This is a genomic window from Streptomyces griseomycini (assembly GCF_014203535.1).
GTDB classification, from domain to species: Bacteria; Actinomycetota; Actinomycetes; order Streptomycetales; family Streptomycetaceae; genus Streptomyces; species Streptomyces griseomycini.
Window position 1 is genome coordinate 35649 of sequence record NZ_JACHJI010000024.1, and the last position, 16722, is coordinate 52370.

The 16722-nt window shown below is 68.5% G+C and carries 12 protein-coding genes and 3 pseudogenes; 10 read left to right on the top strand and 5 right to left on the bottom strand.

Annotated elements, in window-relative coordinates:
• Position 1 precedes the first annotated feature (1 nt).
• Positions 2 to 1153 (bottom strand): acyl-CoA dehydrogenase family protein, encoded by a 1152-nt coding sequence (locus FHS37_RS35830; RefSeq protein WP_184829038.1) that lies wholly within the window; start codon positions 1151 to 1153, stop codon positions 2 to 4.
• 431 nt (positions 1154 to 1584) lie between these two features.
• Between FHS37_RS35830 and FHS37_RS35835 the strand changes: the two genes are divergently transcribed.
• From FHS37_RS35835 to FHS37_RS35855, 5 genes are all read left to right on the top strand, one after another.
• Positions 1585 to 2559 carry a cytochrome P450 gene (locus FHS37_RS35835; RefSeq protein WP_184829040.1) on the top strand — a complete coding sequence of 325 codons (975 nt, stop codon included), beginning with the start codon at positions 1585 to 1587 and terminating at the stop codon, positions 2557 to 2559.
• Positions 2560 to 2787: 228 nt separating this feature from the next.
• Positions 2788 to 3855 carry a polyprenyl synthetase family protein gene (locus FHS37_RS35840; protein ID WP_184829042.1) on the top strand — a complete coding sequence of 356 codons (1068 nt, stop codon included), beginning with the start codon at positions 2788 to 2790 and terminating at the stop codon, positions 3853 to 3855.
• On the top strand, positions 3852 to 4760 hold the full coding sequence (locus FHS37_RS35845; protein WP_184829044.1) for a terpene synthase family protein: 909 nt from the start codon (positions 3852 to 3854) through the stop codon (positions 4758 to 4760). Before FHS37_RS35840 ends, FHS37_RS35845 begins: the two co-directional genes overlap by 4 nt.
• Before the next feature lie 10 nt (positions 4761 to 4770).
• Positions 4771 to 6132 carry a cytochrome P450 gene (locus FHS37_RS35850; protein ID WP_184829045.1) on the top strand — a complete coding sequence of 454 codons (1362 nt, stop codon included), beginning with the start codon at positions 4771 to 4773 and terminating at the stop codon, positions 6130 to 6132.
• 67 nt (positions 6133 to 6199) lie between these two features.
• Positions 6200 to 7558: a cytochrome P450 gene (locus tag FHS37_RS35855; protein ID WP_184829047.1), complete on the top strand. Its 1359-nt coding sequence runs from the start codon at positions 6200 to 6202 to the stop codon at positions 7556 to 7558.
• On the opposite strand, the gene FHS37_RS35860 is transcribed toward FHS37_RS35855, so the two are convergent.
• Positions 7555 to 8745, bottom strand: a complete 1191-nt coding sequence (locus FHS37_RS35860; RefSeq protein WP_375372337.1) for a cytochrome P450 family protein — start codon at positions 8743 to 8745, stop codon at positions 7555 to 7557. The two genes, FHS37_RS35855 and FHS37_RS35860, sit on opposite strands and share 4 nt — an antisense overlap.
• Before the next feature lie 118 nt (positions 8746 to 8863).
• On the opposite strand from FHS37_RS35860, the gene FHS37_RS35865 reads away from it, so the two are divergent.
• Both FHS37_RS35865 and FHS37_RS35870 read left to right on the top strand, forming a co-directional pair.
• A complete protein-coding gene (locus FHS37_RS35865) occupies positions 8864 to 9559 on the top strand; it encodes a TetR/AcrR family transcriptional regulator (RefSeq protein WP_184829051.1) in 696 nt (231 codons plus the stop codon).
• Positions 9560 to 9565: 6 nt separating this feature from the next.
• Positions 9566 to 10849: a phthiocerol/phthiodiolone dimycocerosyl transferase family protein gene (locus tag FHS37_RS35870; protein WP_184829053.1), complete on the top strand. Its 1284-nt coding sequence runs from the start codon at positions 9566 to 9568 to the stop codon at positions 10847 to 10849.
• A 175-nt stretch (positions 10850 to 11024) separates the two neighbouring features.
• Here the strand turns inward: FHS37_RS35870 and FHS37_RS35875 are convergent.
• A pseudogene (locus FHS37_RS35875) lies at positions 11025 to 11640 on the bottom strand (IS6 family transposase).
• Between the two features lie 122 nt (positions 11641 to 11762).
• A complete protein-coding gene (locus FHS37_RS35880; RefSeq protein ID WP_184829056.1) occupies positions 11763 to 12248 on the bottom strand; it encodes a hypothetical protein in 486 nt (161 codons plus the stop codon).
• Positions 12249 to 13100: 852 nt separating this feature from the next.
• Between FHS37_RS35880 and FHS37_RS35885 the strand changes: the two are divergent.
• Positions 13101 to 14317, top strand: a pseudogene (locus tag FHS37_RS35885) (IS256 family transposase).
• A gap of 46 nt (positions 14318 to 14363) precedes the next feature.
• Here FHS37_RS35885 and FHS37_RS35890 read toward each other — a convergent pair.
• Positions 14364 to 15347 carry a phosphotransferase family protein gene (locus tag FHS37_RS35890; RefSeq protein WP_184829058.1) on the bottom strand — a complete coding sequence of 328 codons (984 nt, stop codon included), beginning with the start codon at positions 15345 to 15347 and terminating at the stop codon, positions 14364 to 14366.
• An 800-nt stretch (positions 15348 to 16147) separates the two neighbouring features.
• On the opposite strand from FHS37_RS35890, the gene FHS37_RS35895 reads away from it, so the two are divergent.
• Entirely contained in the window at positions 16148 to 16414 is a 267-nt protein-coding gene (locus tag FHS37_RS35895; RefSeq protein ID WP_221500720.1) for a hypothetical protein, read from the top strand.
• 58 nt (positions 16415 to 16472) lie between these two features.
• Positions 16473 to 16637, top strand: a pseudogene (locus FHS37_RS40935) (helix-turn-helix domain-containing protein); the annotation flags it as partial.
• Positions 16638 to 16722: the final 85 nt, after the last annotated feature.

Here is a 16722-nt window from a genome sequence, read left to right on the forward strand (position 1 = left end):
GTCAGAGCCCCATGGACTTGGCGACGATGGTGCGCATGATCTCACTGGTACCGCCGAAGATCCGGCTGGCCCTGTTGTCGGCGTACAGCCGGGTGATCGGATGGTCCATCGTGAAGCCGAGGCCGCCATGCAACTGAAGACACTTGTCGAGCACGCCGGTCGCCGCCTCCGTGCAGTACAGCTTGGTCGCGGCCGCCTCCTCGGCGGTCAGTTCCCCGGCGTCGAACGCCTCCAGGGCCTGGTCGACGACCGCCTGCAGTGCGTTCACCGTGACCTTGCAGTCAGCAAGCACGAACTTGGTGTTCTGAAAGGCGGCGACGGGCTTGCCGAAGGCGGTGCGCTCGCGGGCGAAGACGGTGGCGAGTCGGACCGCTGCGGCGGCGTGGGCGTAGGCGCCGACGGCGATGCCCAGCCGCTCCTGCGGGAAGATGCCGACCAGACAGGCGAAGGCGTCGCCCGGCTCGCCCACCACGTCGCCGACGGGCACGCGTACGTTCGTGAAGGTCATCCCGACGATGTCGGACGAGCGCAGGCCGAGCGTGGCCGGCTCCGAATCGACCACCACACCCGGGGCGCGGGTGTCCACGGCCAGCAGGGACATGCCGCCGCGCCGGTCGGTCCCCGCGGCCGCAGTGCGGCAAGCGACGAGCACCAGATCGGCTTGGGCTCCCCCGGACACGTAGGCCTTGCTCCCGTTGAGTATGTAGTGCGTGCCGTCCTCGGACAGCTCGGCCGTCGTCCGGATACCGGCCACGTCGGAGCCGGCCTCCGGCTCCGTGATCGCGATGGCCGTCATCAGCTCACCCGTGACGAACCCCGGCAGCCAACGCCGCTTCTGATCATCGGTGGTGTAGTCCACCAGGGTGGCCGGGAGCGCCAGGTGCGCGCTGGCTCCACCGAAGGTGACGCCGGCCCTCGCGCACTCCTCGGCGATGACGGCGTTGAACTTGAAGCTCTTGGGACCGGCCCCGCCGAACTCCTCCGGAACACCGAACCCGAAAATGCCGAGTTTGCCCAGCTTGCGATAGAAATCACGTGGCACTCGGCCGGCGGCTTCCCATTCCGAATAGACGGGTACGACTTCCGCCTCGATTAACTCGCGCACCTGAGTACGGAAGGCTTCGTGCTCGTGCTGAAAAACAGTGCGTCGCACCGTTCATCCCCCTGCTGCTCTGGTCGGCGTCCTCGTCAACTGCTCGAACGTAATACGGAGTCGTGGGCGGTGTCCAGGGAGGACGGGCCTTGCCACCCACGCCCTTCATGTGCCTAGTATTCGGCCACAGGGATCTCGGTCGCTTCAGCAGGCCGACGGTCCTGCCTGCCGATTTCATGGGGGAGACTGGCATGGAACCATCGGGGGACGAACCTCTATTCAATGCGCGCGATCCACGACTGCGTACCGACCCGTATCCCCTCTACAAACGCCTCCGGGACGCCGAACCGGTCCATCGGACGCCGTACGGGCACTGGGTGGTCTCCGGGTACGACGAGGTCGCCGCGATCCTGCGAAAGCCCGAGTTATCCAGTGAATATCCTCAAGACCCGAAATGGGCCGCACAGCGGGGCGGACAGGACAGCCCGATCGTGCAGGCCACCCGGAGCTGGATGCTGATGCGGGACGGGGAGGCGCACCGTCGGCTGCGCGGTCTGGCCAACCCGGTGTTCACCGCCCGGTCCATCCGTGAGACGGCTCCCCGTATGATCGGCATCGTTCACCAGATCATGGACGAGATGGGCGACGGCCGGGACGTCGACCTCATCGGATCCCTCGCGGCCCTTGTGCCCGTGACTGTCTTCTGCGGCCTGGGCGGCCTGCCGGTCGAGGACCGTGATCTGTGCCGGAAGTGGACCGACGCATTGGGTCACGTCATCGACCCGGCCACCGACGAAACCACCCGCCGGGCCATGAACGACGCGGCGGAGGAGTTCGGTGCGTACATCACCGAGCATCTGGCACGACGGCGCGCGGACCCGCGGGACGACATCATCTCCCGCCTGCTGCTGGCGGACTTCGACGGCGAGAAGCTCTCCGACGGCGAGATCATCGCCAACGTCATGATGTTCTTCATGGGCGGTCACGAGACGACCGTCAACCTCATCGGCAACGGCATGCTCGCCCTGCTCCGCCATCCCGACCAGTTGCGCGCTCTGCGCGAGGAGCCCGGCCTCGTCGACAACGCCGTCGACGAACTGCTGCGGTACGACGCGCCCATCCAGTTGGTGGCCCGCATCACCACCGGTGACATCGAGGTCGGGGGCACCACGATCCCGGCCGGCGCCAAGGTGATGATCCTGCTCGGCGCCGCCAACCGCGATCCACGGCGTTACGCCGATCCCGACCGTCTCGACCTGCGGCGTTCCGACATCCGCCCGCTGTCCTTCGGAGGCGGCCCGCACTACTGCATCGGGGCGCTCCTGGCGAAGGCCGAGGCCCGCCTGGTCTTCACCGAGCTGCTGCGGAGGTACCGCGAGATCACGCTGGCCCGCGAGGACGTCGTCTGGCGCCCCCAGGTCAACATCCGCGGTCTCAGAGAACTCCGCGTCGATCTGATCCCCTGACGCCTGAGGGGGCCCGCGGCGCGCCGGGCTGCGTCGCCCCGCGGACCCCGTCAGGCCAGGACCTTCCCAGCGGGCGGCCGACCGCCCCTTTGCCCGCCCATCATCCGGCCCGTCCGAACGCCGTTTCCCGCACCGCCGTCCCCGCTCAGCGCGGGGATATCAACGCACGTCGTCCTGTGCGCGGAAACGATTTGACGGGCCCTACGAGTGGGGATGTAGCGCAGAAACATGAGTACCCACACCATATCTCCCGACATACTGGACCCTGTCTCCGCGAAGGCCGCCGTGGACAACGTCCTCTTTGATTTCCTGGACAATCACCGAAAAAATCCCGGGCAACGGCAGCTGGCCCAGCTTGTGAAATTGCTCGAAGAGTTCATGGTGGGCGGCAAGCGAATACGGCCGATTCTCACCGTGCTGGGCTGGCAGGCGGCCGGCGGAGAAAATGACTTGACGACCGTGGTACGTGTAGCCGCGTCACTCGAGATGTTTCACGCGTTCGCACTCATCCATGACGACATCATGGACGACAGCGACACCCGGCGCGGCCGTCCGACCATCCACCGGATACTCGCCGGAAAGCGTGGTGACGACCGCACCGAGCGTTTCGGAATCGGCGGCGCCGTGCTGCTGGGCGACCTCGCCTTCGCCTGGTCGGACAACCTGCTTCACACGGCCGGCCTCACCCCCGCACAGTCGGCGGCGGTGCTGCCGATCCTCACCGAGATGCGCACCGAGGTCATGCTCGGCCAGTACCTGGACCTGCGGGCGACCGGCGAGCTCACCGACGACGTCGATGCCGCTCTGACCGTCAACCGCTACAAAACCGCCAAGTACACGGTGGAACGGCCGCTGCACATCGGCGCCGCCCTCGCGGGCGCCGACGCTCCCGTCTTGGCCGCCTGCACGGCATTCGCGCTGCCCCTCGGGGAGGCCTTTCAGCTCCGCGACGATCTGCTGGGCGTGTACGGCGAGGTCCGGGACACCGGCAAGTCGCGTCTCGACGACCTGCGGGCCGGCAAGAGCACCGCCCTGGTCGCGCTGGCACTGCGCGCGGGCGACGCGGCACAACGCGCCCGGCTGCGCACGCTGATCGGCGATCCCCAACTGGACGAGACCGGTGCCGAGGAGGTCCGCGCGATCTTCGCGGCCACAGGCGCCCGGGACGCCGTCGAACGCATGATCGATGACCGTTACCGACGGGCGCTGGGCGTGCTGGACACCGCCCCTTTCACCGCCGACGCGGTCACCGCCCTCAGACACCTCTCCACCACGGCGACCAGGAGGAACTCATGACCGCGGATCTGACCTCACCAGCCCCGGCGGGGACGACCCGCCGCTGGCAGGAATGCACCGACCGGTTCGCCGCCCTCTTCGACCGGCACGTCGGGTACGAGGCCCAGAAGGTGCCGATGACGGACGCCGAGCTGCGCGAGGTCATCGATGCCTGCAACCGCGCGGTCGCCCCGCTCGGCAAGAGCGTTTCGGACAAGCGCTGGATCTCCTACATGGACGTCGTGCGCTGGTCGCAGAGCGCCCGCCACATCAAGGACATGGAGGCGTTCAAGGCCGTCTGCGTGCTCAACTGCGTGACCTTCGTGTGGGACGACATGGACCCCGCCCTGCACGACTTCGACCTCTTCCTGCCCCAGCTGCGAGCGGTGTGCGAGCGGTACTACACCCCGCAGGAAGCGGAGTTCGCCTATGAGGGCGCCCGCGCCTTCGTCACCAGCGACCACATGTTCCGTGACTCGGAGCTCAAGAGGGTGCTCTGCGGCACCTCGCCCGAGCAGTACTTCCGCTTCCGCGTCACCGACGTAGGTGTGGACTTCTGGATGCGGATGTCATACCCGATCTACCGTCACCCCGAGCTGACCGAGCACTCCAAGACGGGGCTGGCCGCCCGGATGACCACCCGTGGCCTGGCCGTAGTCAACGACTTTTACTCCTACGAACGCGAGCAGGCCCTCGGGCAGATCACCAACTGCTTCCGACTGTGCGACATGTCCGACGAGGCCGACTTCCAGGCGTTCTTCCAGGCCCGCCTTGACGACATGGCCGAGGACATGGAGTGCATCAAGGCGTTCGACCCGCTCACCCGGGACGTTCTGCTCGACCTCATCCAGGGCAACTTCGTCTGGACCACCCGGGACCGGCGGTACCAGGCCGCGGTCAACGACGTCAACTCACGGATCCAGTAGGGGACCCAGGATGCCCACCACTCCCAGATCGCCCTCGGTGGAACGATCCTGGCGGATCGGCGCCGCGCCCGGCGCCGTGCCACTGCTCGGACACATCCCCGCGCTGTGGCGCCGTCCGTTGGAGTTCCTCGCCTCGCTTCCCGCGCACGGCGACTTGGTCGAAGTCCGGCTCGGCCCCAGCCGCGCCTACCTCGCCGCCCACCCCGAACTGGTCCGGCACATTCTGCTCAACCCACGTGTATTCGACAAGGGCGGCATCTTCGACAAGGCACGCCAGCTCCTCGGCAACAGCCTGTCGGTCTCCCGTGGCGAGGAGCACCGCTTCCAGCGGCGGCTGATCCAGCCCGCGTTCCACACCACCAAGATCGCCGCCTACACGACGGCGGTGGCCGCGGACACCCGTACCGTCATCGATGGTTGGCGGGCCGGCGAGATCCGGGACATCAGCGACACCATGCACGCCCTGCTGATGCGGGTTGCTGCTCGCACCCTGTTCTCCACCGGGCTCGACGAGGACACCATCGAGGAGGCCCGGCAGTGCCTGCGAACGGTCTCGCAGGGCATCTACCGGCGGACCGTCGCCCCGCTGGGCGTTCTGGAGAAGCTGCCCACCCCAGGAAACCGCGCCTACGACCACGCCAACACACGGCTGCGGCAGATCGTGGCGGACATGATCGCGCTACGGCGCCGGTCCGACGCCAACCACGGCGACCTGCTGTCCACCCTGCTGCGGGCGGAGCACCCCGAGACCGGGGAGAAGCTTGACGACGCCCAGGTCCTGGACCAGGTCGTCACCTTCCTGGTCGCCGGCAGCGAGACCACCGCCTCCACCCTGGCCTTCGTCTTCCACCTGATGGGCACGCTCCCCGAGGTGGAGCAGCAGGTGCACGCCGAGGTGGACAGCGCACTGGAGGGCCGGACGCCGGTCTCCGCCGACCTGCCCGCGCTGCCGTACATCCGCAATGTCATCACCGAGGCGCTGCGGCTGTACCCGCCGTCATGGATGGCGATGCGGGTCGCGGCCGAGGACGTCGAGCTCGGTGGCCGGACCATCCCCGCCCGGACGATGATCCTGTACAGCGCCTACGCCCTGCACCACAATCCCGAGCTCTTCCCGGATCCCGAGACCTTCGACCCGGGGCGCTGGGAGGGCGAGCGGGCGGCCCGGGTACCTCGCGGGGCACTGCTGCCGTTCGGCGCGGGCAGCCACAAGTGCATCGGCGACGTCCTCGCGCTCACCGAGACGGCACTGATCGTCGCGACCGTCGCCGCGCGCTGGCGGCTGCGCCCAGCCCCCGGCAGCCGGCTGCGCCCGGAGCCGAAGGCCACCCTGGAGGCGGGCCCGCTGCCTATGGTGCTGGAACGCCGCTGACCCGTCTTCCCCCTCTTTCTCCCTTCCCCTTCTCTCCGTCCGTACCGTCTCAGGGGGCGCATCCGGCATGAAGACTCAATCCGACCCGGTCAGGCGCAGTTGGCGGATCGCCAAGGCGCCGGGCAGGCTTCCGCTGGCGGGCCACGCACTGCACTTGGCGCGCCGTCCGCTGGAGTACCTCTCGTCGCTGCCCGCCCTGGGCGACCTGGTCGAGCTGCGGCTGGGCACCCGGCTCACCTATCTGCCCTGCCATCCGGAACTGGTGCAGGAGGTGCTGCTGAACGCGCGGGTCTACGACACCGGAGGCCCGGTGAAGGAGAAGGCCCGTCCCATCCTCGGCAACGGGCTGATCACCTCCGACTGGGCCGACCACCGCAGACAGCGGCGGATGATCCAGCCCGCCTTCCACACCACGCGCATCGCGACGTACGCCGAGGTGATGCGCGAGGAGTGCGCGACGCACGCAGAGACGTGGCGGCCGGGTCGGCCGGTCGACGTCGGCGACGCGATGCAGGCGCTGACCGCGCGGGTGACGGCACGCGCGTTGTTCTCGACGGACATGGCGCCGCACTCCGTCGCGGAGGTCCAGCGCAGCCTGCCGATCATGGTGCGCGGCGCGTTCCGCCGGGCCCTCGATCCCACTGGTCTGATCGCCAGGCTGCCGCTGGCCGCCAACCGTGAGTTCGACGCCGCGCTCGGCCGGCTGCACGGCCTCATCGACGGCATCATCAGCGACTACCGGCGTTCCGGCGAGGACCGCGGCGACCTGCTGTCCGCGCTGCTGGCCGCGCGGGACGACGAGGACGGCGGCGCGATGACCGACCGGGAGGTCCACGACCAGGTCATGACCCTGCTGCTGGCCGGCGTGGAAACCACCGCGAGCGCCCTGACCTGGACCTGGCATCTGCTGGCGGCCCACCCCGAGGTTGAGGCGCAGCTGCACGCCGAGGTCGACGAGGTGCTGGGCGGCCGGACGCCGACGTACGCCGACGTGCCGAGGCTCACCCACACCCAACGGATCTTCACCGAGACCCTGCGCTTGTACCCGCCGGCCTGGATGTACACCAGGGTGACCACCCAGCCCACTAAACTGGCCGGTCACCGGCTGCCGGCCGGTACGGACATCCTGATCAGCCCCTACGTCATCCACCGCATCCCGGAGTTCTTCCCGCGTCCGGAAGCCTTCGAACCAGACCGTTGGCTGCCCGAGCGTGCCAAGGACGTCACCCGTGGCTCGTATCTGCCGTTCGGGGCGGGCAGCCGCAAGTGCATCGGCGACGTCTTCGGGATGACGGAGGCGACGCTCGCGCTGGCCGCCCTCGCCTCCCGCTGGCGCCTGCGGCCCGTGCCGGGCACCACCGTCTCGCCCCGGGCCGAGATGAGCCTGACGGCCGGGCCGCTGCCGATGGTGCCCGAACCGCGTTAGCAAAAGGTGACGGGGAGCGCATGCAGACCGCGGAGCATCAGGCTGGGGCGCCACCGCAGGTCGGCGGGCTCGGTGTCCAGGGCCAGGCTGGGGCACCGCTCCAACAGGGTGCGGAAGGCTATTGCGCCCTGCATACGGGCCAACGGGGCGCCCAGGCAGTGGTGGATGCCGTAGCCGAAGGCGGTGTGGCCGCGGGTGTCACGGCGGATGTCGAAGCGGTCGGGTTCGGGGAACCGCTTCGGATCGCGGGACGCGGCGGCCAGCACGATGGCCACGGAATCCCCCGCGCCGATCACCGTGCCGTCGATCTTCACGGGTTCCTTGGCGTAGCGGAACGCCGTGGTCTCCACCGGCCCTTCATAGCGGAGCATCTCCTCGACTGCGTTCTCCAGCAGCGACCAGTCGCCGCGCAGCGCCGCCAGCTGGTCGGGGTGGCGCAGCAGGGCGAGCGTTCCGCTGGACAGCAGGTTGGCCGCCGTCTCGTAGCCGGCCACCAGCAGCACGAAGGCCATGCCGAGCATCTCCTCGGGAGTGAGGCCGTCCTCCTCCTCGCTCAGGCGGCCGGCCAGCGCGCTCAGGATGTCCTCGCCGGGCTCGCTCCGCTTGGCCGCGACGAGCTCGGTGAGGTACCCCGTCATGGCCTGGGCCGCTGTGGCGGCGGCCTCGGGCCGAGTGAAGTCGGTGCTCTCCAGATACCAGTTGTGGAAGGTTCTGCGATCGCTCGTCGGCACGCCGAGCAGTTCGCAGATCACGGCCAGCGGCAACGGCAGGGCGAACGACTCGACCAGGTCCGCGCAGCCCAGCGGCAGCATGGCGTCCACCAGCTCGTCCGCGATCCGCTGGATCTTCGGACGCAGCGCCTCGATACGCCGGGAGGTGAACTCCTTCGCCACGAGCCCCCGCAGCCGGGTGTGCTGCGGCGGGTCCGTCTGCACCATGTTCAGACCGATCGAGTTGCCTCCGTCGTCCTGCCACCCGGTCGAGTGCCTGACGTCGTTGGACAGTCGTGCGTCAGCCAGCGCCGACCGCGCCTGCGCGTGCCCCACGACCAGCCAGAACTCCCCTGACGCCGCGGTGCGGACCCGGTGCACCGGCCCCTGCGCGCGCATCCGCTCGTAGACCGGGTAAGGATCGTCGACGAAGGACTGGCCAAGTGCTGTCAGATCTTCAAATCCCGTCAAAGTCAACGGTGTTCCTCGCTTCGAACTCGCTGGTGCGGTTGAGCGGGGAGTATTCCCCCGGTGGACGGCGACCCTAGCAATGAAACGGGGAGGTGTCCCCGGTTTTGCTGTTAGGGTGCCGCGCATGGGCGGCGGAGACGAACGGCGGACACCTCGGCGCAGTGATGCGCGCCGCAACCGCGAGATGTTGATCGCCGCCGCACGGGAGATCTACGCCGAACGCGGAGTGGAAGCGCCGCTGGACGACATCGCCCGCCGGGCGGGAGTCGGCAACGCGACGCTCTACCGCCACTTCACCGACCGCGCCGCACTGATCGAGACCGTCTTCAACGATGCGCTGACCCCGATCCTGGACGCGGCCCGTAAGGCCCGGGAGCGGGAGGACGCCTGGAGCGGTCTCACCTCCTACCTGGACCGGGTCTTCACGCTGCTGGCCGCCGACCGGGGCGCCGGCGACCTGATGACCACTGGCATCCGGGGCGTGCCCACCCTCGATGCCCTGCACGAGGAGAACTGGCGCACGCTGGACACGCTGCTGCGCCGCGGCCAGGAACAGCTCACGATCCGCCCCGACATCACTGTCGAAGACCTGCTGTTCCTGCTGGCCGTACTGGGCCGGGCCGCACCCGCCGCCCCCAGGTTCTGGCGACGCTACCTGGCCCTGTTGCTAGACGGCCTGCGCCCCGCGGCTGCCCGCTCCCTGCCCGCGCCACCACTCGACCACGAGCAGTTCGAGGCCGTCCTGCACCGTCTCGGCGGCGTCCACCGGGAGCGGCCCGGCAGGAAAAAATCCCTTCGTCCACCGAGATCGGAGACCTGAACCCCCATGACCCGTCAGCGGCCCATATCCCCCTTCGAGAGCGTCTACTTCCTGGACCTGGGAGCGGCGGGCCTCCCCCTGTACGACATGCCGGCGTTCGTGGAGTCCCTGGTACGCGGCCGGCTGGACCCGGCGCTGATGCGGATGGCGCTCGGCCTGCTGACCGAACGCCATCCGATCCTGCGCTCCGAGGTGGTGGCCGGTGAGGTGGGCCTGCTACTGCGGGTCCGCGACCGGGTCGAGCCGCCACTCACCCTGCTCGACGGCATCGAGGACACCTATGCCGAACTGATCAACACGCGGCCCGACTGGACCGAGAGTCTGCTGCACGCCTGGCTGCTCACCGACGGCGAGCGCTCTCAGGTGGTGCTCGGCGTCCACCACGGGGTGGCCGACGGCCGTTCGGCCTTCGCCCTGCTCGACGAGTTCTGGCAGCACTACACCGCTCTGGCGGCCGGCGCGAGTCCGTCCGTCGAGCGACGCGAGGAGCTTCCCGAGGCGATCGACACTCGACTGGCCGGCGCCCTGCCGGACGCGGAGATCGATGCCGTGGTCGACACGATCGCGCAGGGCCCTGCGACCGAGACCAAGCCCGCCGTCCTGCCCACCGAGGGTGTGGGGCGCCCCGACCGACCGGTCGCGACGCGCCGCTTCGTAGTCGACCGGCTGGAGTTCGCCGTGCGGACCACCGACGCCGTGGTGGCCGCCGCCCGGGCCCGCGGGGTGACCGTCAACAGCCTCGTCACGGGATTGGTCCTGACCGCTGTCCGCGCCCAACTTGCGCCCGAACAGGGCTCGTTGGTAATGACCTGTGGTCACGGAGTCGACCTACGTACCCGGCTGACACCCGAACTGCCCCTGAGCACCGTGCTCAACTGCATCACCGGCCTGCAGACTACGCTGGCGGTCGGCCACGACGATCGGCCGGAAAGTGTGGGCCGGGAGGTGGCCGACCATGTTGCCGGCGCACTGGCCCGGCGCGACCCTGAGCGCTTCCTGCTGGCCGCACTCAGGGCCGGCACCCGGGGCATCGCGGTGCCCGTCCCAGTCGTCAGCTACGGGATTTCCAACGTCGGCCGGATCCCCGCGCACCCCGTCCCCGAAGACATGGAACTGCTCCGCTTCGGCGGGACGGCCAACGCGCCGGGCATGCCCCCCAAGATCGGCGTCGCCAGCTTCGGTGGCCGACTGCTCGTACAGAACGAGTACGACAGCTGGACCTACTCCCCTGAGCAGATGCGGCAGCTGCGTGAGACGCTGCGCGGTTCACTGATGGACCTGGTCCGCTGACGACAACCGCGCCCGCGGCCCGCCTTGGGGAGCCATCCCTCACGTCAGCCCCACGACCGTTCCGCTCCACGAGAACTGGACCGGTCCTCGGTGGCGTCCACTTGCTCCCATGTCAATCAGGCTGCTTGCCGGAGGGGGTCCTGGTGAGCGCCGATGTGGGCATCGACGGGCGTTGTCACGTTGTTGGGTGTGTGGGTGTCTGACGGCGTGTCGAGGTGTGGTGGGGCCGGAAGTGGGGTGAGACGCCGCTGAACGCGGCCAGGAACCGCTGCGCGGCGCCCGCGCCGCGGAAGCCTTTCATCGCCCGTTCTCGTTGCCGGGTGGGCCGGTGGCTGTTCTCGGCCCGGTTGTTCAGGCCCTTGTGCGACCGGTGCTCGACGAAGGGCATGGCCTCGCGGTGGGCCGCTCGGTGGGAGCGGAGCTTGTCCGTGACGATCACCCGCGGCACCCGGCCCGTCTTCGTCAGCAGCGTGCGCAAGAAGCGCTCGGCCGCAGCCGTGTCCCGGCGGCTCCGCACCAGGATGTCCGGCACCATCCCGTCCCGGTCCACAGCCCGCCACAGGTGTTTCCGCTCACCGTTGATCTCGATGAAGACCTCGTCCGGATGCCCCTTGCCGCCGGCCTGAGGCTGCCGGCGGCGCAGGCCGCTGGCGTACTGCTGACCGAACTTCCAGGCACCCGCGCCGGACGGTCCCGCACGAGACGATCATGCCGCGCTCCGGCACCAGCTCCCCGACCTCCCGGAAACCGAGCGGGAAGCGGAAGGACAGCCACACGCAGCGCGAGATCACCTCGACCGGACACCGGTGCCCCTGTACGACGGCGCACTGTCCACGGGCGGTCCCCCTCCACCACGACCAACCCGAAGATCACCCCACCCGGACAGCCAACGTGACAGCACCCTGCCTCAAGCTCAGGTAAGTGTGAGTGTGGTGATGCCGGTGGCGTCAGTGATACCGGTGGTCAGGCACTTGAGGGCGTTGAATTGGGGGAGGGCGATGGTTTGAACCGCGCTGGATCCTTGGAAGGGGCCTTGGGTGACGGTGCCGGTGAAGGTGGTGATGACCTGGCCGGCGATGGCGGTGCTGCTTCCGCTACCGGTGATGACGCTGGTATCGCCGGTGTTCCAGGTGATCGTGCGCTGGCCGGTGAAGGCGCCAAGCAGGTCGTTGCAGCCGACGAACAGTGTGAACTGTTCCCCGTAACCACCGCTGGTGACCTGGCCAGTCGCATCGAGGCATGAGGTGAAGGTACCGGTGGTGCTGAGACTGATCTCGCGAGCCTGGAAGAGGACGCCGGGATTGTAGGTGGTGGTCTCCGTGCCCGTGCACTGGACGACCTGAAGCGGCCGCGCCAGTACCGACGCCGACGCGGTTGCCGGCATCATGAACATACCCATGGCCGCGACGGCAGCGACGAGTGCTGCCCATGAACTGCGCCTCATACGTACGGTTCCTTTCCTGGAGGACCAGGGCTTCAGCCATGGCCCGAGCATCTGTGGGATCCTCTCCCCTGGCCGGTGTGAGGCAGGCTGGGGACCGGTCGAGCGGGGTGGCGAAGGCGACGGTCCGGAGGAACGTGGCACCGATACGGTGTCCGCCGGTGACAGTGTCGTTGGAAGCGACGACGGTCCCTCCCGGGGGCAAGGAGGATGCCGCTGGCGTGCGGTGTGGTGGCATCGCCGTTGTTGGAGTGGCTGGTTTGGCCGATCCGGCTGATGAGGCTGAGCAGGAAGCCGACGGTCGCTGTGGATACAGCTTGGACGTTGATCGCGTTGTCGCCGACGTGGGTCTGGTAGGAGACCTACCTCTGGAGTCGAACCGCTTGCTGGCCGGGGGTGAGGCCTGGGCTGTCTTGCTGGTCCGCTGTTCCTGTGCAGGTGACCAGAGGCACGGCCTGAGCGGATCGTGTAGTGAACAATGGCGGGGCGCGGCCAGGGCCGTGGCGGAGGCTACGGCGGTAAGGTGCCGAAACAGTGCTTCCACGGATGCCCCCTATGAGCGGTGCAAGCCGACCGACTGATCGTGAGCCCGGTGTGAAGGGATAACAAGGCGTGCGGGGCAGTCAATTTGGGGCGCACGGAAGCACACGCCCGGCGCCCGAGCAGAGAGTTCCATCGACTCGGGGCGAGCCATGCTCAAGACCTGTGGATCGAGCTCGGGGGGCACGCGAAGGGCGTACCTTCCCGAGTGATCGACTGATGGTCATCGAGTAGGCCGGTGTTCGCAGCACCGGTCGGGAAGGCACGCCCGTGCTCAGCGTAGTCAACGACGACGGTACTACCGCCAACGGCTTCCTGATCGACGAGATCGTCCGCGAGGGAGCGAGGAGGATGCCGGCCGCCGCCCTGGAGGCCGAAGTCAAGGCGTATATCGCTGAGTTGACCGATCAGCGGGACGAGACCGGCCGTCGGCTCGTGGTCCGCAACGGCTACCACCAGCCCCGGCAGGTCACCACCGCGGCCGGCGCGGTCGAGGTGAAGGCGCCGCGGGTGAACGACAAGCGCGTCAACGACGCCACCGGCGAGCGCAAGCGGTTCCCCTCCACGATTCTGCCGCCGTGGTGCCGCAAGTCGCCGAAGACCAGCGAGGTGCTGCCGCTGCTCTACCTGAACGGCCTGTCGTCGGGCGACTTCGTGCCCGCGCCCGAGCAGTTCCTCGGCTCCTCCGCCGGGCTCTCCCCGGCGACGGTCACCCGGCTGACCCAGCAGTGGCAGGCTGACCACGCCGCCTTCATGGACCGCAACCTGTCCGAGGTCGACTACGTGTACGTATGGGCCGACGGCATCCACCTCAACGTCCGTCTGGAGAAGGCCAGAGCCTGCGTCCTGGTGCTCATCGGGGTGCGCGCCGACGGCTCCAAGGAGCTGGTCGCGCTCAAGGACGGCTACCGCGAGTCCGGCGAGGCATGCGCGCCCCGGTGCTCGCGGTTGGGGACGGTGCCCTGGGCTTCCGGAAGGCGCTGGCCGAGGTGTTCCCCGAAACCCGCGAGCAGAGGTACTGGGTTCACAAAACGGCCAATGTCCTCGACTCCCTGCCGAAGTCCGCGCAGCCCGGCACGAAGAAGGCCATCCAGGACATCTACAACGCCGAAGACCGTGACCACGCCGAGGCGGCGATCACCACGTTCGCCCAGCTCTACGGCGCGAAGTTTCCCAAGGCCGCCAATAAGATCACCGAAGACCAGGACCAGCTGCTGACGTTCTACAGCTTCCCGGCCGAGCACTGGATCCATCTGCGGACCACGAACCCGATCGAGTCGACCTTCGCCGCTGTCCGGCTGCGGACCAAGGTCACCCGCGGCGCAGGCTCCCGCACCGCTGCCCTGGCCATGGTCCTCAAACTCGTCGAGTCCGCCCAGCAACGGTGGCGGGCCGTGAACGCCCCCCACCTCGTCGCCCTCGTCCGCACCGGAGCCCGTTTTGAACGCGTTCAACTCGTCGAACGCCCCGAACAGCTCGCAGCATGACAGGCCCGCTAGCCAGGGTTCCTGCTCGCAGGCCGTCGATCCGGCTTCAGACGTAGCGCGCGAAAAGGGCCTGGAGGTATCCCTCCAGCCGCATGGTCAGCAGGGTGGGAGTCAGATCGGCACGGCCCACCTCGCGCCACGGGACGGCGACCTTCTCGGCGTCCGGAGCGAAGGCCAGGGCGTCCAGCAGACGCCAGTAGAGATGGGCGGCGCGATCTTCGGCCAGCGTTCCTCCTGCCGCAACGTAGCGGTCGGCGAAGTCCATGCCCGCGGAAACCCCGTGCAGCAGAGCCAGGGCCGTCGAGCAGTGGGCCACGTCCAGGTCGGCCGGCCCCCAGGAGGTCTCCACCCAGTCGACGACACCGCTGATCCGCAGACCGTCGCCGTCGCCCGTGAAGAGGACATTGCCGGGATGGAAGTCCCGGTGCAGGAGGCAGGCCCGGTACTCCGGGGGCTCGCGGCGGATCACGTTTACGGCCCGTTGCCACAGTTCAGGCTGATTGGTGTCTTCGGGTGGGCTCACCCGCTCGGGAGAGGTCCACGCCTGATACGCGCGCGGCCGTGCCTCGGCGATCACTGGCAGCCGGTGGATGCGCAGCAACTGGTGGGCCAGCAGCTCGGCACGCCGGTCGGCCCCCTCATCGCCCAGGCGCACGGTCCCGGGCAACAGGGACATCAGCAAGGACGGATGGTCGCAGTACTGCGCTGTCGCGTCCACGGCCACCAGCCTGGCCGCAGGCACGTCCGTGCTGCCGAGCAGGCGCAGAACAGCTGCCTCGCGAGTCAGCAGGCCCTCCGCGTGCCGAACGTAGAAGGGCTTGACGAAAGACCGCAGGACCAGCGACCGTCGACCGTCCCGCCCGCAGATGTCCAGACGGCGCATTTCCGACGTCCAGCCGCCACGCAACCGCGCAACATCCTCGATGCGTTCTTCCTCGGACAGCCCCTTCTCCACCCAGGCACGCGTCGCACCCCAACCCTGGTCCTCAAGATTGTTACCGATGTGCTCGGCTCCCTCGTCCGCAACCATGGAGGCAGGCTATCGATCTCATCGACGGACGCATTTGGCCCCCCACCCACAACTCTTGACGACTGCTCAGGACCTGACAGTGGTCGTCTCAACCGTGCGCGCGTCGACGTGGGGCGTTCCACTAGACGGTAGTGCTGCGGAGCGTTGCGGCTTCCGGCTGGCTCCGGCCTGGTGCGGCCCGGACGCTGCCGTGTTGACGGTGCCGGGGAACTTCGGGCAGAGCACCCTGGCCGGGACGGCGCGAGCGGTCACCGACCGTCCGCAGCCGGGGAGAGCGGGAAGGCACGGCCGAGGCGTCCCGCTCCCGTATCGTGCGCTCCTCAGCCATGCTGCATATGCGGCGAGGCCGGCGCTCTTGGGAGAGTGCCGGCCTGGAGCGGTCTCACGCGGCAACGTGATCGCGCTGGGGTCCTGATCTGCTGGGATGGAGCCCGCAACTTTCAGGAGTGGCCGAAGCCATAGTGCCTGTCGAACAGTGCCTGCTGTCTCTCAACGGGCACTGAACAGGATTGGGATGGCGCGACATCTAAATGCCGCGCAGGCCACAGGAGGCTCTGCTGTCGGCTGCAAACGTGCTGGTCCGCCAGGGTTCCTGCGGGCAGCGGCGCCTGGACGGATCCGCACGAAAGTCTTGGACACTGGCGCATCATCGATTCTGAAGGTATCCCCTGATCGGTGGGGCGGGTGGCAGGATGCAGGTCCCGGATGGCGTCGGCAAACGCCATTTCGGTAGTTCGGCATTGGAGCCCGCAACGTGCCCCGCTGTCTGCGTGGGCGCACTTGATTCAGGAGAAAACACCATGACTCGAACCCTCTTTCCGGCGCGGTGTGTGGTGCACGGTTCGTCGTGCGGACACCGGTCTCCGTTCGCCGATGCCCTAGTGATCGTGGTGATTGCCGTACTGGCCTGCGTCCTGTCCGTGTACGGACTGGAACTCTTGTCCGTCCTGGCCCTGCTGGGAGGCGCTGGCATCGTGGCGGCCTGCACGCTGATTGCTGTTCGCGGAGCAGGCAAGCGTCTGCACCACGCCGTGGTGCAGGCTGCGACCGCCATCGCCGCCGGCTGACGGTCAAACGGCTGTGGGGCGCAAGGAGAGGCCGATCGCCTCATCGAACCGAGCACTGGTGAAACTGGCCAGGTGGCTGCGTGACCAACGGTCGAACAGCGGCTGCTCGTACGCCGAGTTGGCCGCACGTGTGGGTCTCCACCCCACCACATTGCAGCGGGCGGCGTCGGGCCAGTCGGTTCCCAGTGAGCGCAGTGTGCGCGCCTATGCCATCGCCTGCGGTGCGTCGGTGGACACGGCGATGGACCTGTGGCGGCAGGCGCGCCGGGGCAGGCTGCGCGGTGCAGGGCCGGCCCCGCCGAGCCCGC